Raw genomic sequence first — 21,115 nt, 5'->3', positions numbered from 1 at the left:
GAATTTTCGGGAGTCAGTCCTTGATCAGGAAACGCGCGCGGTTCTTGCCGAGCCACGCCGGCGCACGCCCGCGGCCACTCCACGTTTCGCCCGTCTTCGGGTTCAGGTACTTCGGCGGCAACGGACGCTTCGGTTTCGCCGCGGCAGTGGTGCCGATCGGCCGAAAACCGAGTTCTTCCGCCGTAATGTCGAATTCCTCGATTTTCGCCCGAATGGCGGCAATCGCATCGGTAATCGCCTTTTCGCGTTCCTTGTCGATCTTTTGCTGAAGTCTTTCGAGCTGCGCTGTCAGTTGCCTGTAGGTCGCCATATGGATGGGACTCCGTGAGTGTTATTCATGAAAAATAGCCGACTCCCAGCGAATAGAAAAGCGCTTCACCCGATTATGGTCTCCTTATCCAGTCATATCGGGTTCAATAGCCGCTCTTCTTCTTGCATGCGAAGAGAAGATTTCGCACGCCGTCATCGGTCGATTGCTGGAGGACGTCGAATTCCCCATTGCAGATGGCTCGGGCATTGTCCGTGCAATTGCTCCAGTCGCTGCCGTTGCACTGCACCTGCGTCGTCGGGCGCCCGTCCGAAGTGAACAGAGGCGCCCCGCCGCCGCACCCGCCGAGCCCAGCAACCAGGGCCAACAATCCGGCCCGACGCCAATGCATTCGAGCCCACCGACAGACCGACGCAAGCATGTGATTCATTGTTATTTCCGTCAACCGATTTTTGAATTTCGCGAGTATGCCACGCACCGTTGTCACACGTTCAGTCCCGCGCTCGGTCCGGCGTCCGGTCGGGCCGTCCGCGCGTCTTGTACGGCACGGCCCGGTGCGGATCGTCGGTGATGCGAACGAACACCTGCTCGACGTCGGGAAGCGCGCCGAGTTCGCGCGCCAGCGCCTGCCGGTCCAATGCCGGATCGGCACACCCTTCGACATAGATGAAGCGCCGCTGCACGGTAATCCACAGGCTCGTGCCCTGCAGCCGATCGGTGCCCGCGAAATGCGCTTTCGCCGCGTCTGCGATCGGCGCGTCATACATATAGGAATTCGGTTTCGTGCAGCGGTGGGCGAGCCAGCAGGTGGTCCCGCGCTCGACGCGGTAATGCGCGTCGTCCTCCATCTCGGCGCGCGTCATCCACGGGCCGAGCGGCAGCGGGCATCCGGCGAAGCCCTGCGACAGCGCGACGAACGGATCGTTGTACCAGTTGCGCCGCACCGCAGGCGCGTCCGCGTCACCCGTCTGCGCGAACGAGGACGTCGCCACCAATACGGCCAGCCATCCGGCAATGCCGATTCGCTTCATCGTTGCCTCCTGTCGGGTACTTCACCGGTGCCGCTCCTCATGTCCGGGCGCATCCGCCGCCGCTTGCTACCGGTCGATCCCGAGCGCCGTCATTTTCTTGTAGAGCGTCGCCCGACCGATGCCGATGCGCGCGGCCGCTTCCACCACCTTCCCGTCGCAAGCCGCAAGCGCATCGATCAGGAACTGGCGCTCCCACGCGGCCAATGCATCGGCATACGAAACGACCGCCGCACCCGATGCGCAAGGTGCACCCGCCGTATCCGCTGCGTCGCCCGCGTCCCGGCCGACCGGCGGCGGAGCAGGCCGCGTGCCTGCCGGCACGCTGTCCGGCGCCATGCGCACCGGCCCGAGGAACGGCGCGAGCGCACCCGCATCGATCACCGAGCGATCCGACAGCATCAGCGCACGCTCGAGCGTATTGCGCAGTTCGCGCACATTGCCTGGCCACGGGTACGCGCACAGCATCCGCAGCGCGTCGTCGGTCAGTTCGCAGTGCGCGGCCCGGCCGTGCTGCGCGGCCAGTTCCTCGAGCGTCGCGTAGACGAGCGCCGCGATGTCGGACGCGCGCTCGCGCAAGGGCGGCGCGTGAATCGTCAGCACATTGAGCCGGTAATAGAGATCCGCGCGAAAGCGGCCGGCCTCGACCAGCGCGGGCAGGTCGGCCGACGTCGCGGCAATGATCCGCACGTCGGCACGCACGATCCGGTTCGAGCCGACCGGTTCGAACTCCTTGTCCTGCAGCACACGCAGAAGCTTGCCCTGCAGCGGCAGCGGCATGTCGCCGATCTCGTCGAGAAACAACGTGCCGCGATCGGCCAGCTCGAACTTGCCGACGCGTCCCTTGCGATCGGCACCGGTATACGCACCCGGCGCCGCGCCGAAGAATTCGGTCTCGAGCAGCGTGTCCGGAATCGCGGCGACGTTGACGGTCACGAGCGGCTGGAGCGCGCGCGCCGACGCCGCGTGGATCGCATGCGCGAGCAGTTCCTTGCCGGTGCCCGTCTCGCCGAGCAGCAGCACCGGCGAATCGACCTGTGCGGCGCGGCGCGCCTGCCGCTTGGTTTCGAGGCTTGCGGCACTCGTGCCGACGAAACTCGCGAACGTGTATTTCGCACGGCGCGCCTGCGCGAGCGAACGCTGCGTCGCGATCAGCTGCTGCTGAAGCTGCGCGTAACGGGAAAAGATCGGCGTGAGGGTCTTCAACTGGTCGAACAGCGCGAAGCCGATCGCGCCGACCGTCTCGCCCGCCTCGTTCTTCAACGGCAGGCGCGTGACCACGAGCGGCTCGCGGCCGGTCTCCATGATGTCGAGCAGGATCGGCTGCCCGGTCGACACGACCTCGCGCATCAGGCTGTTCGGAATCACCGCCTCGCAGTCGAGGCCGACCGCCTGCTGCGGATCAGCGAACCCGAAGCGCGCCGCATAACGCTCGTTCATCCACACGACGCGCGCGTCTCGATCGACGACCACCGTCCCCGCACTCGAATCCTCGAAGGTTCGAAACAGCGACTCGGCGGCGCGCCGCAGCACGTCGCCGTAATTGACGGGCAGGCGGACCCAGTCGTTCATCATCGTGTCGTCGTCTCCGCGTATGCTCGGCCGGATGTCTCCGGAACGGGACGCAGTATCTCACTTTGGAGACATCCCGGAATGCCTTGTCCGGGAAAGCCCTGCCCGATTCAATGGGCTGTCCTGGCGTCGAATCGTCTCCGAATGGAGACGATTTCTGTAGAATCTTCAGACATTGGCCGGCGCGGGCCCGCCGGCCTGCGCCGGACCCATGTCCGGCGGCGCAATCCGGCCGATGGCACGAAACCTGCACGAACCTGAGCCGGTCCGCGGCGCGTTCCGCGATCGAACAACAACCAAAGCCATTCCAAGCCATTAGGAGACTCCCTTGTCTTTCGTGATCGTCCTCGCCGCGCTGGCGTTCCTGATGTTCGCCGCGTATCGCGGCTACAGCGTGATCCTGTTCGCGCCGATCGCCGCGCTGGGCGCGGTCCTGCTGATCGAACCCGCCGCCGTCGCCCCGGTCTTCTCCGGCATCTTCATGGAGAAGATGGTCGGCTTCGTCAAACTGTACTTCCCGGTATTCATGCTCGGCGCCGTGTTCGGCAAAGTGATCGAACTGTCCGGGTTCTCCGAGTCGATCGTCCATGCCGCGATCCGCTACATCGGCCGCTCGCGTGCGAATGCGGTGATCGTCGCGGTGTGCGCGCTGCTCACCTATGGCGGGGTGTCGCTGTTCGTCGTGGTGTTCGCGGTGTATCCGTTCGCGGCCGAGCTCTATCGCCAGAGCAACATTCCGAAGCGGCTGATGCCCGGCGCGATCGCGCTCGGCGCGTTCTCGTTCACGATGGATTCGCTGCCCGGCACGCCGCAGATCCAGAACATCATCCCGACCACGTTCTTCAAGACGACCGCCTGGGCCGCCCCCGCGCTCGGCACGATCGGCTCGCTGTTCATCATCGTCGTCGGCCTCGCGTACCTGGAATGGCGCCGCCGTTCGGCGATGGCGAAGGGCGAAGGCTACGGCACGTCGCTCGTCAACGAACCGGAACGCGTCGAAGCGACGGCACTGCCGCATCCGGCGCTGGCGATCCTGCCGCTGATCCTCGTCGGCGCATCGAACTTCACGTTCACGAAGCTGATCCCGCAGTGGTACGGCGCCGCGTCGTACACGGTCGCGCCGGACGTGCTGCCCGGCGTGCACACGCCGGTCACGACGTCGATCAAGACCGTCGTCGCGATCTGGTCGGTCGAGGCCGCGCTGCTGCTCGGCATCGTGCTGGTCGTCCTGACCGCGTTCAAGCGCGTCAGCGACCGCTTCGCGGCCGGTTCGAAGGCAGCCGTCGGCGGTGCGCTGCTCGCCGCGATGAATACCGCGTCGGAGTATGGTTTCGGCGGCGTGATCGCCGCGCTGCCGGGCTTCCTCGTCGTCAGCGACGCGCTGAAGAGCATTCCGAACCCGCTGGTGAACGCGGCCGTGTCGGTCAGCTCGCTCGCCGGCATCACCGGTTCGGCGTCGGGCGGCATGAGCATCGCGCTCGCCGCGATGTCGGACCTGTTCATCAAGGGCGCGCAGGCAGCCAGCATCCCGATGGACGTGCTGCACCGGGTCGTCGCTATGGCCAGCGGCGGCATGGACACGCTGCCGCACAACGGCGCAGTCATCACGCTGCTCGCGGTCACCGGCCTCACGCACCGCGAGTCGTATCGCGACATCTTCGCCGTCACCGTGATCAAGACGCTGGCGGTGTTCTTCGTGATCGCCGTGTACTACACGACCGGCCTCGTGTAAGCCTCCGGATCGGGGCGGCGTTCCGCACGCCGCCCCGATCCATTGTTTCCGGCAGCAGAACACTGCGTTGGGAGCAAGCGCGTTTTTCCCGCGCGTGGCCGGACCTACACTGTTTTCAACCGCCGCCGCTTCGTCGAACGAAGGCCGGTCACCCAGTCGGAAACATGGAGGTCACGATCATGAAGCGCCTGATTCACGCAGTTGCCATTACCCTGGCCGTATCCGCCCCGCTCGCCGCGCTAGCGCAGTCGAACCCGCCGCTCACGCGCGCGCAGGTCCACGCCGAAGTGAAGGCGCTCAAGCAGGCCGGCTTCCAGTCGAGCGACTGGTTCTACCCGGCCAGCATCGTGTCCGCCGAAGCGAAGATCCGCCAGCAGAGCGCCGGGGCTGGCAGTACGCGCGGCGCGGCGCCGGAATCGGGCCAGTAATCGCAGTCACGATGCGGCCGTCACGCCTGACCGCACCTTCGCCGGCCGTCACGCCTTCACCGGCTCGATCAGTTTCGCGCATGCCGCTGCCTGCGGATCGCCCGCAGGCAGCTTCGCGCACACCCCGTCGAACTGCTTCACGACCGACCTGACCGACGCATCGTGCGCGCCGCCGCCGCGCCAGCGATTCAATTGCGTGACGACCTTGGTCAGCGCGCGCAGGTTCGCCCCATAAAACGCATCCTTGGTCTTGCCGGCCTGCGCGAGCACGCTCGCTGCGATCGCTTCGATCCGCGCCGAATCGTCCGGCGCAAGCGCGACCGCATTCGCGAAATAGGTCGCGCCCCAGCGCAACTTCGTCGCCGGTCCGCTCGCTGAGTCGTACGCCTTCCGGTACCAGTCGAGCGCCACGGCCTTGTCGCCGCGCGCCTTCGCATTCGCGGCCAGACCCGACATGAAGTAGTAAGGCGTCGCCGAACGCGGCAGCTCGGCCTTCAGCAAGACATCGGATTCGTCGTACAGACCGGCGTCGGTCAGCGTGTCCGCCGCTTCGCTGACGAGCGCCTGCCGTTCATATGCATTCGCAGCGCCCTGCACCGATGTCGCGATCTGCTTGCGTGCGGTATCGACCAGCGCCGGCGCGGCGAGCGGCGCGCCGGCGTGCGCGTCGCCGCGCGCGAGCAGCACGCGGCCGTGCAGCGCCATCAGGCGGTCGATCGACGACAACGTCGTATCGGTCGACAAGCGCGCGAGCGCCGTGTCGTACGCGCCGCTCAGCTTCGCACGCTGCGCGGCATCGCCGCCGAGGTACGCGACCACGCGCGCGGGCGCCGCGACGAGCACGTCCGAATCGGCCCGCGCCAGCGCCGGCTCGCGCAGCACCGCGCGCAGCGCGTCGGCGAGCGCGGCCTTGTCGAGCGCGCCGGCCTGTGCCGGATCGTCCGATGCCGCCACAACCGTCGATTTCAGCGCGAACCGTGTGGCGTCCGCCTTGGCGCCGGCTGCACGCGCCCGTTGCGACAGCGTCTGCAGCGTCACCGCGACACGATCGGCCGGCACCGGCAGCGCGCCGTCGGTGTCCCAGGAATAGTCGGCGAGCAGATGCCATTCGGCCGGCGTCAGCGCCGCGCCGTGGTTCAGCGCGGTCGCAAGCGTCTGCCGAACCGGATGCGCAGCCGTCATCCCGAGCGACAGCGCCTGCATGTAGCGGTCGAGATCGGCCTCGCCCGGCAGCCGCGTCACTTCGGTGCCGTCCGGACGGAACAGGATCATCGTCGGATAGCCGTGCACCTTGAAGCGCTCGCCGACCTTCTGCGCGCTGTCGGTATCGCCGTCGAGATACACGGGCACGAAGAACGACGAGCGGGTCTTGAATGCCTGCTGGCTGAAAATCGTCGACTTCACCTGGTTGCACGACGGGCACCACACGGCGCCCCAATACAGCAGCAGCGGCTTGCCGGTGCGCTTCGCGAGCGCGAACGCGGCATCGACGTCGCCCTCCTGCCACGCGATGCCGGGCGGCAGATGCGCGCCGCCGCCCGACGGGCTCGATACGGCGGCGCCTTGTGGCGCGGTGGTGGCGAACGCCGCACCCGCGGCGGCGAACAGGCAGGCGGCAGTCACGTTGCGGAGAACGATTTTCATGGAGGCGGGTTCCGTTGAAAGAGACGGTTGCGGGAAGCGGCGTCGCGCGACGGCCGGAGCCTGCACGTCAGCGACGGCCGACCCATGCACGCGAAGCGGTGAAGCGAAAACACGACGAAGCGACGACACGATGAAGGCCATCGACGGATGGCGCCCCGCATGCCGGAATCGGCCGTGCGGGTCACGCAAGCTTCGACGCAGAAAGCCACGATCGGCCGCTGCATGCGCACGCCGCGCAGCCGTGCCGACCGCGACAAACACGACGACCGGCAAATCGCTCGACGATACGATTCAGGCGGCCGGTTGAAAACGAACGAATTCTCGAATGGATATGACGTGCGGCGTCGCCGACGTGCGCTCGCGCGCGGTCGGCGCAACCATGCACTGCGCCGCATGCATGCTTCATTGACTGCCGTCCGTTGCCGCTCGCGATCCGGTGCGCGAAGGCATGCACGACATGACGCCCGGCATTGCCAATGCACGCACATGCCGCGGCCGATGCAACGACGCACACCGGCCCGCACGCGCCGTTACAGCCGCCCCTTGATCCGCGCCATCTGGAATACCGACGCATACGCGCCATCGCGCAGCGCATAGTCCGGCGCCTCGCCTTCGATCCGGAAGCCGTGCTTTTCATACAGCGCGATCGCCGCCGGGTTGTCGACGAATACGATCAATTCGAGACGCGTGAGGTTCAGCCAGTTCTCGGCAAGTTCGATGGCGGCGGCCAGGAGCCGGCTGCCGATGCCGCGCCCGTGATGCGACGCATCGACCATCATCCCGAGCGACGCGGCATGACGCCGGCGCGGGTTCTGCTCCGGGTGCAGCGCGAGATGGCCGACCACCGTGCCGTCGAGTTCGGCGACGAGGCTCACGCCCTGCTCGCGCAGGCGTTCGAGCCGCTGCTGCCATTTCTCGTGCGACGGAAACGGATGCTGGAGCGTGTTCATGTACACCGCCGGGTGCGCGATGATTCGCCGGATCGCGTCGACGTCGTGCGTCTCGCTGTGCCGGATCGTGATATCGGTCATGACTGGGTAGCGTCGAAAGTATCGGGCCGGAGCGCCGGCCAGGCGTGTGGCGCGGCGTCGGCCGATCCGGCTGAAACGCCCGCCCGGCACGGCTCAAACATCAGAAGGATGATGGTGCAGCCCTCTTTTCGTGCCCACGAAAATGCTCCGTATTGTGGCCCGTTCGCGTTAAACTGCGTCAAGCTGCATTCAACAACGACATCTTCGCCAACCTGGCACACACGACACGAGGATAGGTTCGATGCGCACTACCGGCTCATCCGGGGCAATGACCCTGCTCACCGAACACGACCCGGCCGACGGCCGCGAACTGCGCTCGCTCCGGCTCGAATCGACCGGCGATGGCAAAAGCGTGCTGCTGATCGAGATCGACGAACGCAAGCCCGGCATTCACCGCGAGGTCCGCTACGAGATCACGCCGGCCGAACTGATCGCGGCAATCCGCTCGCATGGTGCCGAGCTGCCCGGCGAAAACCACGGCGCCGCCTCGCTCGCCCGCACCTCTTCCTGATGTCGATCGGTGAGCCGCGCGCAACGCACCGGCTCACCGTTCCGCCCGCATCGCCCTGCCGCCGTCAGGCGCTTTCCGTCATTCCCCGCCGTCCGGTTGAAAATGGCCGATAATCGGCCCATCCGCGTATCCTCCTCACGCGCTTCCTTTTCGGCCAGCCGTCATGCTCCGTGACCTCGTCGCCCAATACGGGCCGCTTCTCGTCTTCGCCAATGTGCTCGCGGCGGCCATCGGCCTGCCCGTACCGGCGATGCCGACGCTCGTGCTGTTCGGCGCGATGGCCGCGATGCATCCGGCGATGATCGGCTCGCAGCTGGTGACGGTGCTGGCGCTGTCGGTGCTCGGCGCGCTGATCGGCGACACCGTGTGGTACGTCGCCGGGCGGCGCTACGGCGGCTCGACGCTGAAGACGATCTGCCGGCTGTCGTTGTCGCGCGATACCTGCGTGAAAAAGACCGAACGATTCTTCGGCCGCTACGGCGTGCGCGTGCTCGCGGTCGCCCGCTTCATTCCGGGGCTGTCGCTCGTGTCGGTGCCGATGGCCGGCGCGCTCGGCACGCGCTATCGCACGTTCGCCGGCTACGATGCGCTCGGCGCCGCGCTGTGGACGATGGTCGGCCTCGTCGCGGGGCTCGTGTTCTACCGCCAGATCGACTGGCTGTTCGCCGGCGCGAGCCGGCTCGGCCGCGCGGTGCTGCTTGTGATCGTCGCGCTGCTGGCGATCTATGCCGCCGTGCGCTGGATGCGCCGCCGCGCGCTGATCCGCCAGCTCGCGAGCGCGCGGATCGGCGTCGACGAGCTCGACCTGCTGCTGCGCGATTCGTCCGCGCCGGTGGTGCTCGACGTGCGTTCACCCGAACACCGCAAGCTCGACCCGTTCACGATTCCCGGCGCGCAGTTCGCGGACGAACGGCACATCGAGGACATCGTCGCGCGCTATCCGTTCTCGCAGAAGTTCGTCGTGTATTGCTCGTGCCCGAACGAAGTGACGGCGGCGCTGATGGCCAAGCGCCTGCTCGACGCAGGCTTCACCGATGCACTGCCGCTGCGCGGCGGCCTCGACGCCTGGCGCGACACGGGCCGCCAGCTCACGTCGCTGCTGGAGGACATGCCCGCCGCGAACGATCCGGTGGCGGGGTTGCACAAGCCGGCCTGATCGAACTGACTGCAGGCCGGCCGCGCGAGACGAAAAAACCTGAAGGGGACGTCGCGCCCCCCTTCGATCAGAACGCGTGCACCGGCACGTTCACGACCAGGCGGTACTCCTTGTTGGTCGCGTCCGCGGTGTGCGAGGAACCGGTGTGCCACATCGCGATGAACGTGACCTTCGTGTCCTTCAGCTTGCCGCTCTGGAACGTGTACGACGGGATGAAGCCGAACTCGTGGTGACGGCCCTGCACCGGCGCGCCGTTGCTCCAGTAGATGCTCGACTTGCTCGGATCGTTCGCGGCGCCTGCGCTGCCGTCCGCACCCCAGCCCGTCACGCCCCAGACCATCGCCTTGAAGCCCGGCAGGCCCGCTTCCTTGCCGTAGAACGTGTAACGCAGCTGCAGCGACTTTTCGTGCGGCGCGTTGTAGTCGACGTCCATCGAGTTGGTCAGGAAGATGCCGTTCGTTTCGTTCAGGTAGTCGAAGAACTGGTCGCCGAGCACCTGCTGATAACCGAGCAGCAGTTCGTGCGGACCGTGCTGCGCGGCCAGCGACAGGCTGTACGCGTTGTTGTTGATCTTGCCCTGCAGCGCGTCGCCCGTGTCGTGCGTCGAGTAAACGTTACCAAAACCGGTCCACTTGATCGACTTCGTATCGCCGATGCTGTGCTTCACCGACGCGTAGTACTGGTGCCACACGTCGTCGGCCTGGTTCGCGTACAGCGCGACTTCGCCGTCCGGCGAGTAGTCCCACGTGCCGCCGACATAGGTCAGGCGATTGATGCGCGTGCCGCCATACTGCGTCGTGAGGTTGGTGAGCGTCGTGTGGCCGCGCGCGTCGGTCTTCGTGAAGCTGCCGGCCTCGAGCATCACGTTCTTGAATTCGTTGCTGACGATCGTCGCGCCGAGGAACGTCGGCGGCAGCGCGCGGTTGTCGTGCTGCTCCATGAACGGGTTGTCGACGGCCTGCAGACCGTACTTGACCACCGTGTTCGAGATGCGCGCCTTCACGTCGTAGATGCCCGGATAGGCCCACGCGAGCTGGTTCGAACCGCCGCCGCCCTTCGCGATGTGCACCATGCTGCCGGCGCCCTTGCCGCCGTCGAGCTTCAGCGCCGCATACAGCGACGCGTCGAAGCCGATGCCGATCAGGCCGGTCGTGTAGCCCGACTCGAAGTTCGCCATCGCGCCCTGGACCCACGCGTGACGATGCGGCCCGCCCTTGTTGTCGAGCGTGTCCGCATAGTTGCGGAACAGGAAGTTCAGGTGGCTGTCGGCAATGAAGCCGTTCGACTTCGACTGCGCCGACGGCTCATCGGGCGGCGTGACGGCCTGGTTCGCCTCGGCGTTGATAATGGCGTTCGGGGTCGTTGCCTGCGCAACCGACGTGCTCGCGCCCGCGGACGGCGCGGCCTGCGCGACCGTCAGCGGTGCGGGGGCCGCGTCGTCGGCGTGCGCGACGCCGGTCATCGATACGCCGGCAAGCGCCGGCAGGCCCCATGCGAGCAGCATCTTCGATGCCGTCCCGATCGTCTTTTGCTTTTTCATCGTCATTCTCGTCTTGTGTTGATGTCGTCCACGCCGGTTGCGATCCGCTCCCGGTCCCCCGGCGAGCCCGGTTAAGGACGCGCCTTGACCCGCGACGCGAAGATCGTTCGCGCCGCACCCTACCCCTGTTGACCTGCCTGGTTATGTTTGCTGCGTCACTTCACGCCGCCACCGCGCCCGCCCGGATGCACGCGACACGCGCCGCCGAGCCGTGCCGCACTTCCGGCAGCGGCACGTCCTGCGCGCACGCGTCGATCGCGACCGGACAACGCGTGCGGAACGCGCAGCCGGACGGCGGGTTGAGCGGCGACGGCATCTCGCCCGCCAGCAGCATCGGACGGCGAGCACGCTCGCGCGCCGGCTCCGGCGTCGGCGCCGCATCGAGCAGCGCCTTCGTGTACGGGTGCTGCGGCACGCCGTACACGTCATGCCGCGTGCCGAACTCCATCACGCGGCCGAGATACATCACGAGCACGCGCTGGCTGATGGCCTTCACCACCGCCAGATCGTGCGCGACGAACAGATAGGACAACGACAGTTCACGTTGCAGATCGCGCAGCAGGTTCACGATCTGCGCCTGGATCGACACGTCGAGTGCCGACACCGGTTCGTCGCAGATCACGAGCTTCGGCTCGCCGATCAGCGCACGCGCGATACCGACGCGCTGGCACTGTCCGCCGGAAAATTCGTGGGGATAGCGCAGCAGGTGATGCGCGTTCAGGCCGACACGCTCGAGCATCGTGACCACGCGACGCCGCACTTCGGTGCGGCCGAGGCCCGCGTGGTGCGTGACCAGCGGCTCCGCGACGATCTGTTCGATCGTCATGCGCGGATCGAGCGACGCGAGCGGATCCTGGAAGATCATCTGCACTTCGCGGCGCATCGCGGTGCCGCGCAGGTGATCGGGCGCGACGGCTTCGCCGCGCCAGCGCACCGTGCCGGCCGTCATCGGCACGAGGCCGATCAGCGCGCGCGCGAGCGTCGACTTCCCGCAGCCCGACTCGCCGACGAGCCCGACCGTCTCGCCGCGCTTCACGTCGAACGACACGCCGTCGACCGCGCGCAGCGTGCCCTTCGGCGACCACGGATAGCCGCCGAGCGGCACGCGAAAATGCACCTTCAGATCGTCGACGGACAGCAGCGTATCGCTCGTCGTGCCCGTCGTGCCGGCATGGCGGCGTTCATCGACGCTCATCGCAGACCTCCCGTCAGATCGGCCAGCGGCCGGTGGCACGCGCGCACCGCGCCCACCGCGCCATAGGTTTCGAGCGCGGGGCGCGCGGTACCGCAGCGCTCCTGCGCATATGTGCAGCGTTTCGCGAACGCACAGCCGGCCGGCGCGGTGCCGGGCATCGGCGGATTGCCGGGAATCGCGACGAGCGGCGCATCGTCGGCGTCGGTCAGGCGCGGCAGCGCGTTGAGCAGGCCGATCGTGTAGGGATGCGACGGCGCCGCGAAGATCGATTCGGCCGGCGCGTATTCGACGGTGCGGCCCGCATACATGACCATCACGTCGTCCGCGAGGCCCGCGACCACGCCCATGTCGTGCGTGATCAGCACGATCGCGGTGCCGCGCTCGCGGTTCAGCTCGCGCAGCAGGTCGATGATCTGTGCCTGCACGGTCACGTCGAGCGCGGTGGTCGGCTCGTCGGCGATCAGGATTTCCGGCTCGGACAGCAGCGCCATCGCGATCATCACGCGCTGGCGCATGCCGCCGGAGAACTCGTGCGGATACATGCGGATGCGGCGCGCCGCATCGGGAATCCGCACCGACTCGAGCGCCTCGATCGCGCGCCTGGTCGCTTCCTTGCGCGACAGCTTGCGATGCAGCTGTAGCGTCTCGGTCATCTGCCGCTCGATCGTCAGGAACGGATTGAGCGACGTCATCGGATCCTGGAAAATCATCGCGATCCGGTCGCCGCGCACGGCGTTCAGCGCACGCGTATCCATCTCGAGCAGGTTGTCGCCGCGATAGCGCGCGGCGCCCGTCGTCGCGCCGTTGCCGGCCAGCAGGCCGAGCAGCGCCATCACGGTCTGGCTCTTGCCCGAGCCCGATTCGCCGACGATGCCGAGCGTCTTGCCGGCTTCGAGCGAGAACGACACGCCGCTCACGGCGTCGATCGGCGGCGCGTCCTTGCGCGAGAAGCGCACGCCGAGGTTTTCTACTTCCAGCAAAGCAGTCATGTCAGCCTCCGCCGGGCCGCTCGGCACTTCGATGGATGCGCCTGGGGGAGACGGGGGGGCTGCGCCCCCCCCGAGCGAACATAGTGAGCGTGGGGACTGTTTCATTTTCAGCGATCCTTCGGGTCGAGCGCGTCACGCAGGCCGTCGCCAACGAAGTTCACGCAGTAAAGTGTCACGCACAGCATGACGGCCGGTGCCAGCAGCAGCCACGGCATCGATTCCAGTTTCTGCGCGCCGTCCTGGATCAGCACGCCCCAGCTCGTCATCGGTTCCTGCACGCCGAGGCCGAGGAACGACAACACCGATTCGGTCAGCACGATGTTCGGCACCGACACGGTCGCGTACACGACGACCACGCCGAGCAGGTTCGGCACGACGTGGCGCAGCACGATCGACGCCGGCGACACGCCGATCGCGCGCGCCGCATCGACGAACTCGCGATTGCGCAGCGACAGCGTCTGGCCGCGCACGACGCGCGCCATGTCGATCCACGAGAACGCGCTGATGGTCAGCACGACCAGCATGAACGAGCGGCCGAACAGGGTCATCATCAGGATCGCGATCAGCAGGTACGGGATCGCGTACATCATGTCGACGACGCGCATCATCGCGGAGTCGACCCGGCCGCCCGCGAAACCGGCGGTCGCGCCCCACGCGACGCCGAACAGGCCGGACACCAGCGTGCCGAGCAGGCCGACCTCGATCGACACGCGGCCGCCGATCAGCGTGCGCACGAGCAGGTCGCGGCCGAGCTCGTCGGTGCCGAACCAGTGCTGGTTCGCGAGCGTCGGCGCCAGGCTGATCGAACCCCAGTCGCTCGCGGCGGGATCGGCCGCCAGCAGCCACGGGCCGACGAAACACGCGAGCGTGATCAGCGCAAGCAGCACGAGGCTGAACACGGCCGCGCGGTTGTGAAGGAAGCGCGCGAACGCGAGCGCAAGCGGCGAGCGCGAACGCGGCGGCGAGTCGGTCTGCACGGGCAGACTGACGACGGGAGTAGTCGGAGTCATCGCAGTGCCTCGCTCAATAACGGATGCGCGGGTCGAGCCATGCGTACGCGAGGTCGACCAGCAGGTTGAACAGCACGGCACAGACGGTCGTCAGCACGACGAGGCCGAGCACCAGCGTGTAGTCGCGGTTGATCGCGCCGTTCACGACGAGCTGCCCGAGCCCCGGCAGCGCGAACACCGATTCGGTGACGACGGCCGCCGTGATCGACGTGATGCAGACCGTGCCGAACAGCGACACGACCGGCATCAGCGCGGGCTTGAGCGCGTGGCGCAGCACGATCGTCGAGCCCGGCAGGCCCTTCGCGCGCGCGGTGCGGATGAAGTTGCTCGACAGCGTCTCGATCATCGAGCCGCGCATCACGCGCGCGAGCAGCGATACGTTGATGAAGGTCAGCAGCACGATCGGCAGCAGCCGGTACTGCCAGCCGCCGTCGCCCCAGCCGCCGGCCGGCAGCCAGCCGTTGCCGGCCGACGTCTTCAGCAGGATCGCGAAGATCCACACCAGCACCGGGCCGAGCACGAACGGCGGCACGACGTTGCCGAAGTTGCCGATCAGCATCACGAAGCGGTCGATCAGGCTGTCGCGGCGCACGGCCGCGACAGTGCCGAGCAGCACGCCGAACACGATCGAGATCGGGATCGACACGCCGCCCACGCCGAGACTCACGGGCAGCGCCTTCTTCACGAGATCGTTCACCGACCAGTCGACGTAGCGGAACGACGGGCCGAGATCACCTTGCAGCAGCGAACCGAGATACAGCAGGTACTGCTTCCACAGCGGCTCGTCGAGGTGGTACTTCGCGTTCAGGTTCGCGAGCGTCGCCGCGGACAGCTGCTTCTCCGTATCGAACGGACCGCCGGGCGTGAAGTGCAGCAGCAGGTAGCAGACGGTGATGACGGCGAGAATCGTCGGCACCGCCCACAACGTGCGTCTCAATGCGTAGGCCAGCATGATCGCTCCGCTCAGTGCTTGATCAGGTACATGTCCTGCGAAGCACGCATGTCGATCACGTTCTTCAGCGAGTAGCCGCCCACGTAGGGCTTCACGAGACGGTCGGCCGAGTACTGGAACAGCGGCACCATCGGCGTGTCGTTCATCGCCGTGTCGTGCGCCTGCGTGAGCAGCGTGGCGCGCGCCTTGTCGTCGAGCTTCTGGTTGCCGTCGTCGACGAACGTGTCGACCTGCTTGTTGCAGTAGCCGACGGTGTTCTGCGAGCTGCCGCAGCGGATCAGGTCGAAGAAGGTCATCGCGTCGTTGTAGTCGGCGAACCAGCCGTCGCGCGCGATCTGCACCTTGCCGTCATGCCGTTCCTTCATCAGCACCTTGAACTCGACGTTCTCGAGCTTCGTGTTGATGCCGAGCTTGGTGCGCCATTCCGATGCGGTGAACAGCGCGACCTTCTTGTGCAGGTCGTTGGTGTTGTACGTGAGCGTGAACGACAGCGGCTTCGCGTCCGAGAAGCCGGCCTGCTTCAGCAGGTCCTTCGCGGTCGCGACGCGCTTGGCCATCGGCCACGACGCCCATTCCGGCGTGAACGGCTGCACGCCCTTCGTGCCGTTCGGCATCAGGCCGTACATCGGCTTCTCGCCGGCCTGCGTCAGTTTCGACGTCAGCACGTCGCGATCGATCACCATCGACAGCGCCTGGCGCACGCGCTTGTCCTTGAGCGCCGCATCGCTGTTGTTCAGGTAGTAGTAGTACGTCGCGAGCTGCAGGCCCGGGCGCAGTTCGCCGCCGAACTGCTTGCTGACCTGCTGGAAGATGCCCGACGGGATCGAGTAGCTGTAGTCGATCTGGCCGGCCTGGTACATGCGCATCGCCGTTTCGTCGCTTTCGATCGGCAGGTACGTGACCTTGTTGATCACGACCTTCGGCGCGTTCCAGTACTTCGCGTCCTTCGAGATCACGATGCGGTTGTTCGGCTGCCAGTCGACCAGCTGGTACGCGCCGTTGCTGACGATGTTGCCCGGACGCGTCCATGCATCGCCGAACTTCGCGACGGTGTCCTTGTTCACCGGCGCGAGCGGCACCATCGCGGTCAGTTCGGGGAAGAACGCGACGGGCACGTCGGTCGTCACTTCAAGCGTGTACGGGTCGACGGCGCGCACGCCGAGCGTCGTCGGTGCGGCCTTGCCGGCGATGATGTCCTTCGAGTTCTTCACGAACTCGACGAGGATCGTGTACTTCGAGCCCGTCTTCGGATCGACGAGGCGCTGCCATGCATAGACGAAATCGGCGGCGGTCACCGGCTGGCCGTTGCTCCACTTCGCATCGTGGCGCAGCTTGAAGATCCACGTCTGCGGCGTCTTGCGCTCCCACGATTGCGCGACGCCCGGCACGACCTGACCGGCCGCATCGATGCGGGCAAGCCCCTCGAACAGGTCGAGGCCGATCGTGTTGCCGGTCCACGATTCGATGTGCGCCGGGTCGAGCGATTCGACTTCGGCAGGCACCTGACGCGTCAGGTCCTGTTGAGGAGCGAGCGCGACGTTCGACGGAACGGTCACGGCGTGGGCGGCGGGTGTCGTCAGGGCGAGCGCGGCCAGCACGGCCGACATGGCATGCAAGGATTTCATCGTGGCAGTCTTGAGAAGGTTGTTCGGTGAGCGATGCGCGGCGGATGCCGCGGTTACGCGTGAGACGCTGACGGGTGCAGCGATTGAGGAGGCCCGTGATTCTCGTATTGCATCTTAGTATTCCTTACGTTTCTTTCGACAGGCATTCCGTCGTGGAAACGAAGGAATACCCGTGCGTTAGAACAGCCGCGGCGTACCGACCCAGACCACCACCGACTCGACCTTCGCGGTGTTGACCCAGCTGTGCGGGACCGTCGACTGATAGTGCGAACTGTCGCCGGCCTGCAGGACGAACGTCTTGCCTTCCAGCGTCAGCGACACTTCCCCTTCAATCACATACAGGAACTCCTCTCCTGCATGTGTCGTCACCTCCGACCGTTTCTGCCCCGGCGGCATCCGCACGAGGATCGCCTCGAGCTGACGCCCTTCGGTCACGTTGGTCAGCCTCGCGAACAGGTTCGCCGAATCGGCGAATCCGAAGAAGCGCAACTGCTCGCCTCTGCAGACCGAGCGTTCCTCGCTCGGCGTATCCACGAAGTACTGCACCGTCACGCCGAGCGCCTGTGCGATACCGGCCAGCGACGTCAGCGACGGCGACGCGAGCCCGCGTTCGACTTGAGACAGAAACGGCTTCGAAATCCCCGCGGCGGTAGCGGTGTCGTCGAGCGTGCGCTTGAGTCGTTGGCGCAACGCGCGAATCTTGCTGCCGAGTGCGACAGCGTCTGCCGATCGCGAGTTTTCAGTGGGGGGAACCATAGCAGGCCGAAAAGTGGTCGTCAAAAAATGTTTGATGGAAAGTAACTAAGTTAATTCGAGATAGCTTAATCTTCGGGTTCGCATACGTCTTCGGCGTTGAGCCCGGTGCACTAAACAGGGCCCGAAGCGAGCGAAACGACGCGCTATCTTGCCAGACTCGCCGGCTTCACAGGCAAGCTGCAAGCGGCTCTCCGGGAATCTTCGGAGGCCGGGCGGCAAAGTTTACAAATAGATGATGAGACGAATGTTCCTGAAAGCTGCTGCCATATCGGGAGTTTCCCTGAGTGGCGCGGACCTGACGCACCGGACCGGCAAACGTTACCACTCGCGCGCCGGTCGGGGCCGCGCTCCGCCTTATGTGGCGGAGTCCGCCCCCGGCCCGGGCTAACCGCCCGACTGCTCCATCGCCGACGCAAAGCCTACCCGGCCACCGTGCTCCGGCGCCAGTTCGACTCCCAAGGCGACGCGCGATCCGCGCCGTCCGTTTCAAACGAGATTGATGATGCACGCACCTGTTTCACAGACCCGATCGTTTACGACGGTCTTCCTCATCGAAATGTGGGAGCGCTTCGGCTACTACGGCATGGCCGCGCTCCTGGTCCTCTTCATGGTCGACCGGCTCGGTTTCACCGACAGCCATGCGAACCTGACCTGGGGTGCGTTCACCGCGCTCGTCTACGCGTCCCCGTCGATCGGCGGCTGGATCGGCGACAAGGTGCTCGGCGCCCGTCGCACGATGATCATCGGCGCGGCCGTGCTGTGCGCCGGCTACCTGATGCTGGCGGTCCCGAACGACGCGCTGGCGTACATGTACGCATCGCTCGGCGTGATCGTCGTCGGCAACGGCCTGTTCAAGGCCAACGCGGCGAACCTCGTGCGCCGCATCTACGAAGGCGACGACGCGCGCATCGACAGCGCGTTCACGATCTACTACATGGCGGTCAACATCGGCTCGACCGTGTCGATGCTCGCGACGCCGTGGATCAAGGATCACTGGGGCTGGCACACCGCGTTCGCGGTCTGCTGCGCCGGCATGCTGCTCGCGATCCTGAACTTCATGCTGATGCACCGCACGCTCGCGCACATCGGCTCGCAGCCCGACGACGAACCGATCCGCTGGAAGCGCCTCGGCGGCGTGGCGGCAGGCGGCGTGGCGCTCGCGCTGATCACGCTGTACGTGCTGCAGCACAAGCAGCTCGCGGTCGCGAGCGTGTGGACGGCCGCCTTCGCGATCCTCGCGATCTTCGCGTACATGATCGCGAAGTCGGAGCGTTCGGAGCGCGCGGGCCTGATCGCGGCGCTCGTGCTGATCGGCCAGGTGATCCTGTTCTTCATCTTCTACGTGCAGATGTCGACGTCGCTGACGCTGTTCGCGCTGCGCAACGTCGATCCGCGCTTCATCCTGTTCGGCACGACGCTGTTCACGTGGAGCGCCGCGCAGTTCCAGGCGCTGAACCCGATCTGGATCATGATGCTGAGCCCGGTGCTCGTGTGGATCTACAACGCGTTCTCGAAGAGCGGCCGCGACCTGCCGGTCGCCGCGAAGTATGCGTTCGGCTTCGGCGCGGTGGCCGCCGGCTACCTGGTGTTCACGATCAGCGGCCGCTACGCGGTGGACGGTCGCGTGTCGTCGTGGTTCATGGTGTGGGGCTACGGCCTCTACTCGCTCGGCGAACTGCTGGTGAGCGGCCTCGGCCTCGCGATGATCGCCCGCTACGTGCCGGCGCGCATGAGCGGCTTCATGATGGGCGCGTATTTCGTCGCGACGGGTGTGTCGCAGTATCTCGGCAGCGTCGTCGCGAACTTCGCGCAGATGCCGTCGCACGACCTGCCGGCCACCGAATCGCTGCCGCTCTACCTGTCGCTGTTCGAGAAGCTCGGCTGGCTCGCCGCGATCGGCATGCTGCTCGCCCTCCTGCTGCTGCCGATGATGAACCGCCTGTCGCGCCAGCATCAGCGCTGCGCGGAAGAGCGCCGCGAGGAAGAAGCGGTGCAGGCGCAGGCGATGGCCTCGGCCCAGTAAGTACTATCCCTCGGCGTGCGGCATGTACGCCACATTCTCCCGCCGGCGCGGCCAGCACGTCCTACACTGGTTGCAACGGCGCATCCGCTCCATCGCGATGCGCACCGGCGGGAGAAGATCATGAAAAGCAAAACGACTCGGCTCTTGAGGATGCTGTCGGACATCCGGCACGCGCAGCGCTGCACCGCATTGCGCGCCGCCCGGGCCGCGGCCGAAGCCGACGCGGTGCTCGCGCAGCAGGACGATCCGGAGTCCGACGAACGCGACGACGCCGAATCCGACGACGCGACCGCCGCCCCCCGCTCCCGCATCGGCTCATCTCACTGACGTCATCGACGCCGCGCGGCACGTTGCGTGCCGCCTGCGCGTTTTCCCGCACCGCTCACGCGGCCGCGCCACGCCAGCGCGCGAACCACGTTCCCGAACCCGCCACGGCCATCATCAGCCCGACCGCGCATGCGTCGGCCGCGAGGCCCACGCCGAGATGCCGCAGCTCGGCGCCGTTCGCGACCGGATGCAGCAGCGAATCGATCACGAGCGAGATCGCCGCGCCCGCGACGAAGCAGATCAGGCCACGCCTGCCGACCGCGACGACGGGCTGCACGGCCTGCGCGATGCGCGCGATCCAGCCGTAGCGCACGCAGTCGGCCATCAGCCACGCGATCGCCGCGAAGCTCACGACGCGCGGCAGCGCGAGATCGCGCTTGAGCACGCCTTCCGGCACCGGCAGCCCCGAGAACAGCTTGTAGCTCGCGCAACCGAGCACGATCGCGCATGCGACGCCGGTCGCCGCGGTGCTCCAGTGCCCGAGCGCGATGTGCCGGTACACGGGCTGGCAGCGCGCGAGCACGCCGGCGACGAACATCAGCTGCCACGCAAACGGGTTGAAGCTCCAGCGGAACGAATCGGTGTCCAGCAGCTCGGGGCCGAGCCAGCCGGCCGCGAGCCACGACGCCGCGCTGGACGCGACGAGCAGCCACGGATGGCGGCGCGCGAACGGCACGATCACCGGCGACGCGAGCGCGAACAGCACGTACATCGGCAGCACCGACGCGAGATACGGCTGGCGCTGGAACGTGAGCAGCTCGGCGAGACCCGTGAGCGGCGACGCAAGCATCACGCTGACGTCGTCGAGCGCGAGGTTCGGCGCGTCGATCCCGTAATGGTCGAGCACGGCGGACACGACGAGCATCAGCGTCGACGTCGCGAGAAACGCGCGATAGATCTGCATCGCGCGACGCACGAACCGCCGCTGCGCGGCGCGCGCGCCGTGCCGGTCGGCGATCGCGCCGTACGCGCTCGCGGTCGCGAAGCCGCCGAGGAACACGAACACCTCGGCCGCGTCGCACAGCGCGAAGGCGTGGAGCGTCACGCGCGACAGCACGCTCGCGCCGATGTGATCGACGACGATCATCAACAGCACGATTCCGCGGAAGAAGTCGACTTCGATCAAGCGGCCGCCGCGCGCCGGCGGCGCCGTGGCGGCGGCCGGCATGCTCAACGACATGGCCGCACCTGCGCGACGACGGCGCGGTGCGCACCGGTGGAGGATGCGGCAGGGAGAAGGTGAGCCTGGTCAGCGGCGATACGCGTATGCTCGTATCGCGCCGGCCCGGCCGGCCCGGCACCGAGATGACCGTTCATGGAAAAGCCGC

20 protein-coding genes are annotated in these 21,115 nt (G+C 66.8%); 6 read left to right on the top strand and 14 right to left on the bottom strand.

Annotation, left to right across the window (positions count from 1 at the left end):
- Positions 1-13: 13 nt before the first annotated feature.
- The 4 genes from DIE06_RS05365 to DIE06_RS05350 all read right to left on the bottom strand — a co-directional run bounded on the left by DIE06_RS05365 (position 14) and on the right by DIE06_RS05350 (position 2,871).
- Positions 14-310, bottom strand: coding sequence for an H-NS family nucleoid-associated regulatory protein (locus DIE06_RS05365; RefSeq protein ID WP_124660486.1), 297 nt, complete (start codon positions 308-310; stop codon positions 14-16).
- 103 nt (positions 311-413) lie between these two features.
- Positions 414-698: a hypothetical protein gene (locus DIE06_RS05360; protein ID WP_185733347.1), complete on the bottom strand. Its 285-nt coding sequence runs from the start codon at positions 696-698 to the stop codon at positions 414-416.
- A gap of 61 nt (positions 699-759) precedes the next feature.
- On the bottom strand, positions 760-1,299 hold the full coding sequence (locus DIE06_RS05355; RefSeq protein ID WP_124660485.1) for a BON domain-containing protein: 540 nt from the start codon (positions 1,297-1,299) through the stop codon (positions 760-762).
- Between the two features lie 66 nt (positions 1,300-1,365).
- Complete coding sequence (locus tag DIE06_RS05350; RefSeq protein WP_124660484.1) at positions 1,366-2,871, bottom strand: sigma-54-dependent Fis family transcriptional regulator; 1,506 nt, start codon at positions 2,869-2,871, stop codon at positions 1,366-1,368.
- 325 nt (positions 2,872-3,196) lie between these two features.
- On the opposite strand from DIE06_RS05350, the gene DIE06_RS05345 reads away from it, so the two are divergent.
- Together DIE06_RS05345 and DIE06_RS05340 are read left to right on the top strand one after the other, a co-directional pair.
- Complete coding sequence (locus DIE06_RS05345; RefSeq protein ID WP_124660483.1) at positions 3,197-4,600, top strand: GntP family permease; 1,404 nt, start codon at positions 3,197-3,199, stop codon at positions 4,598-4,600.
- 179 nt (positions 4,601-4,779) lie between these two features.
- On the top strand, positions 4,780-5,028 hold the full coding sequence (locus DIE06_RS05340) for a DUF4148 domain-containing protein (protein ID WP_124660482.1): 249 nt from the start codon (positions 4,780-4,782) through the stop codon (positions 5,026-5,028).
- A 48-nt stretch (positions 5,029-5,076) separates the two neighbouring features.
- Here the strand turns inward: DIE06_RS05340 and DIE06_RS05335 are convergent, their stop codons facing one another.
- Together DIE06_RS05335 and DIE06_RS05325 are read right to left on the bottom strand one after the other, a co-directional pair.
- The gene (locus DIE06_RS05335) at positions 5,077-6,672 is read right to left on the bottom strand and encodes a thioredoxin family protein (RefSeq protein ID WP_124660481.1); all 1,596 of its coding nucleotides are present in this window, start codon (positions 6,670-6,672) and stop codon (positions 5,077-5,079) included.
- 530 nt (positions 6,673-7,202) lie between these two features.
- The gene (locus DIE06_RS05325; protein WP_124660479.1) at positions 7,203-7,703 is read right to left on the bottom strand and encodes a GNAT family N-acetyltransferase; all 501 of its coding nucleotides are present in this window, start codon (positions 7,701-7,703) and stop codon (positions 7,203-7,205) included.
- A gap of 241 nt (positions 7,704-7,944) precedes the next feature.
- Here DIE06_RS05325 and DIE06_RS05320 point away from each other — a divergent pair, with 241 nt between their 5' ends.
- Both DIE06_RS05320 and DIE06_RS05310 read left to right on the top strand, forming a co-directional pair.
- The gene (locus tag DIE06_RS05320; protein WP_124660478.1) at positions 7,945-8,214 is read left to right on the top strand and encodes a hypothetical protein; all 270 of its coding nucleotides are present in this window, start codon (positions 7,945-7,947) and stop codon (positions 8,212-8,214) included.
- Positions 8,215-8,377: 163 nt separating this feature from the next.
- Positions 8,378-9,370 (top strand): DedA family protein/thiosulfate sulfurtransferase GlpE, encoded by a 993-nt coding sequence (locus DIE06_RS05310; protein ID WP_124660476.1) that lies wholly within the window; start codon positions 8,378-8,380, stop codon positions 9,368-9,370.
- A gap of 67 nt (positions 9,371-9,437) precedes the next feature.
- Here DIE06_RS05310 and DIE06_RS05305 read toward each other — a convergent pair whose 3' ends face one another.
- The 7 genes from DIE06_RS05305 to DIE06_RS05275 form a co-directional block, all read right to left on the bottom strand.
- Entirely contained in the window at positions 9,438-10,910 is a 1,473-nt protein-coding gene (locus DIE06_RS05305; RefSeq protein ID WP_124660475.1) for an OprD family porin, read from the bottom strand.
- Between the two features lie 160 nt (positions 10,911-11,070).
- Positions 11,071-12,105 (bottom strand): ABC transporter ATP-binding protein, encoded by a 1,035-nt coding sequence (locus tag DIE06_RS05300; protein ID WP_185733346.1) that lies wholly within the window; start codon positions 12,103-12,105, stop codon positions 11,071-11,073.
- Positions 12,102-13,094 carry an ABC transporter ATP-binding protein gene (locus DIE06_RS05295; protein WP_124660473.1) on the bottom strand — a complete coding sequence of 331 codons (993 nt, stop codon included), beginning with the start codon at positions 13,092-13,094 and terminating at the stop codon, positions 12,102-12,104. The genes DIE06_RS05300 and DIE06_RS05295 overlap by 4 nt, the downstream gene beginning before the upstream one ends.
- A gap of 107 nt (positions 13,095-13,201) precedes the next feature.
- The gene (locus tag DIE06_RS05290; protein ID WP_044844992.1) at positions 13,202-14,104 is read right to left on the bottom strand and encodes an ABC transporter permease; all 903 of its coding nucleotides are present in this window, start codon (positions 14,102-14,104) and stop codon (positions 13,202-13,204) included.
- Between the two features lie 13 nt (positions 14,105-14,117).
- Entirely contained in the window at positions 14,118-15,056 is a 939-nt protein-coding gene (locus DIE06_RS05285) for an ABC transporter permease subunit (protein ID WP_124660472.1), read from the bottom strand.
- A gap of 11 nt (positions 15,057-15,067) precedes the next feature.
- Positions 15,068-16,681 (bottom strand): peptide ABC transporter substrate-binding protein, encoded by a 1,614-nt coding sequence (locus tag DIE06_RS05280; protein ID WP_124660471.1) that lies wholly within the window; start codon positions 16,679-16,681, stop codon positions 15,068-15,070.
- Between the two features lie 177 nt (positions 16,682-16,858).
- Complete coding sequence (locus DIE06_RS05275) at positions 16,859-17,437, bottom strand: cupin domain-containing protein (protein ID WP_124615358.1); 579 nt, start codon at positions 17,435-17,437, stop codon at positions 16,859-16,861.
- Positions 17,438-17,936: 499 nt separating this feature from the next.
- Here DIE06_RS05275 and DIE06_RS05265 point away from each other — a divergent pair, with 499 nt between their 5' ends.
- Positions 17,937-19,460 (top strand): peptide MFS transporter, encoded by a 1,524-nt coding sequence (locus tag DIE06_RS05265; RefSeq protein ID WP_124660470.1) that lies wholly within the window; start codon positions 17,937-17,939, stop codon positions 19,458-19,460.
- 120 nt (positions 19,461-19,580) lie between these two features.
- Entirely contained in the window at positions 19,581-19,787 is a 207-nt protein-coding gene (locus tag DIE06_RS05260; RefSeq protein ID WP_124660469.1) for a hypothetical protein, read from the top strand.
- A gap of 55 nt (positions 19,788-19,842) precedes the next feature.
- Here the strand turns inward: DIE06_RS05260 and DIE06_RS05255 are convergent, their stop codons facing one another.
- The gene (locus DIE06_RS05255) at positions 19,843-20,967 is read right to left on the bottom strand and encodes an OpgC domain-containing protein (RefSeq protein ID WP_124660468.1); all 1,125 of its coding nucleotides are present in this window, start codon (positions 20,965-20,967) and stop codon (positions 19,843-19,845) included.
- Between the last annotated feature and the right edge of the window lie 148 nt (positions 20,968-21,115).

This window comes from Burkholderia sp. Bp8998 (assembly GCF_003854235.1).
Classification (GTDB): Bacteria; Pseudomonadota; Gammaproteobacteria; order Burkholderiales; family Burkholderiaceae; genus Burkholderia.
The sequence above is the reverse complement of the archived record's forward strand: the minus strand, read 5'-3'. Positions and strand labels throughout refer to the sequence as shown.

What these genes read in the sequence shown, in the direction of transcription:
- DIE06_RS05365 (WP_124660486.1), bottom strand. Translation starts at nt 310, where the DNA reads ATGGCGACCTACAGGCAACTGACAGCGCAGCTCGAAAGACTTCAGCAA.
- DIE06_RS05360 (WP_185733347.1), bottom strand. Translation starts at nt 698, where the DNA reads ATGAATCACATGCTTGCGTCGGTCTGTCGGTGGGCTCGAATGCATTGG.
- DIE06_RS05355 (WP_124660485.1), bottom strand. Translation starts at nt 1,299, where the DNA reads ATGAAGCGAATCGGCATTGCCGGATGGCTGGCCGTATTGGTGGCGACG.
- DIE06_RS05350 (WP_124660484.1), bottom strand. Translation starts at nt 2,871, where the DNA reads ATGATGAACGACTGGGTCCGCCTGCCCGTCAATTACGGCGACGTGCTG.
- DIE06_RS05340 (WP_124660482.1), top strand. Translation starts at nt 4,780, where the DNA reads ATGAAGCGCCTGATTCACGCAGTTGCCATTACCCTGGCCGTATCCGCC.
- DIE06_RS05335 (WP_124660481.1), bottom strand. Translation starts at nt 6,672, where the DNA reads ATGAAAATCGTTCTCCGCAACGTGACTGCCGCCTGCCTGTTCGCCGCC.
- DIE06_RS05325 (WP_124660479.1), bottom strand. Translation starts at nt 7,703, where the DNA reads ATGACCGATATCACGATCCGGCACAGCGAGACGCACGACGTCGACGCG.
- DIE06_RS05320 (WP_124660478.1), top strand. Translation starts at nt 7,945, where the DNA reads ATGCGCACTACCGGCTCATCCGGGGCAATGACCCTGCTCACCGAACAC.
- DIE06_RS05310 (WP_124660476.1), top strand. Translation starts at nt 8,378, where the DNA reads ATGCTCCGTGACCTCGTCGCCCAATACGGGCCGCTTCTCGTCTTCGCC.
- DIE06_RS05305 (WP_124660475.1), bottom strand. Translation starts at nt 10,910, where the DNA reads ATGAAAAAGCAAAAGACGATCGGGACGGCATCGAAGATGCTGCTCGCA.
- DIE06_RS05300 (WP_185733346.1), bottom strand. Translation starts at nt 12,105, where the DNA reads ATGAGCGTCGATGAACGCCGCCATGCCGGCACGACGGGCACGACGAGC.
- DIE06_RS05295 (WP_124660473.1), bottom strand. Translation starts at nt 13,094, where the DNA reads ATGACTGCTTTGCTGGAAGTAGAAAACCTCGGCGTGCGCTTCTCGCGC.
- DIE06_RS05290 (WP_044844992.1), bottom strand. Translation starts at nt 14,104, where the DNA reads ATGACTCCGACTACTCCCGTCGTCAGTCTGCCCGTGCAGACCGACTCG.
- DIE06_RS05285 (WP_124660472.1), bottom strand. Translation starts at nt 15,056, where the DNA reads ATGCTGGCCTACGCATTGAGACGCACGTTGTGGGCGGTGCCGACGATT.
- DIE06_RS05280 (WP_124660471.1), bottom strand. Translation starts at nt 16,681, where the DNA reads ATGAAATCCTTGCATGCCATGTCGGCCGTGCTGGCCGCGCTCGCCCTG.
- DIE06_RS05275 (WP_124615358.1), bottom strand. Translation starts at nt 17,437, where the DNA reads ATGGTTCCCCCCACTGAAAACTCGCGATCGGCAGACGCTGTCGCACTC.
- DIE06_RS05265 (WP_124660470.1), top strand. Translation starts at nt 17,937, where the DNA reads ATGATGCACGCACCTGTTTCACAGACCCGATCGTTTACGACGGTCTTC.
- DIE06_RS05260 (WP_124660469.1), top strand. Translation starts at nt 19,581, where the DNA reads ATGAAAAGCAAAACGACTCGGCTCTTGAGGATGCTGTCGGACATCCGG.
- DIE06_RS05255 (WP_124660468.1), bottom strand. Translation starts at nt 20,967, where the DNA reads ATGTCGTTGAGCATGCCGGCCGCCGCCACGGCGCCGCCGGCGCGCGGC.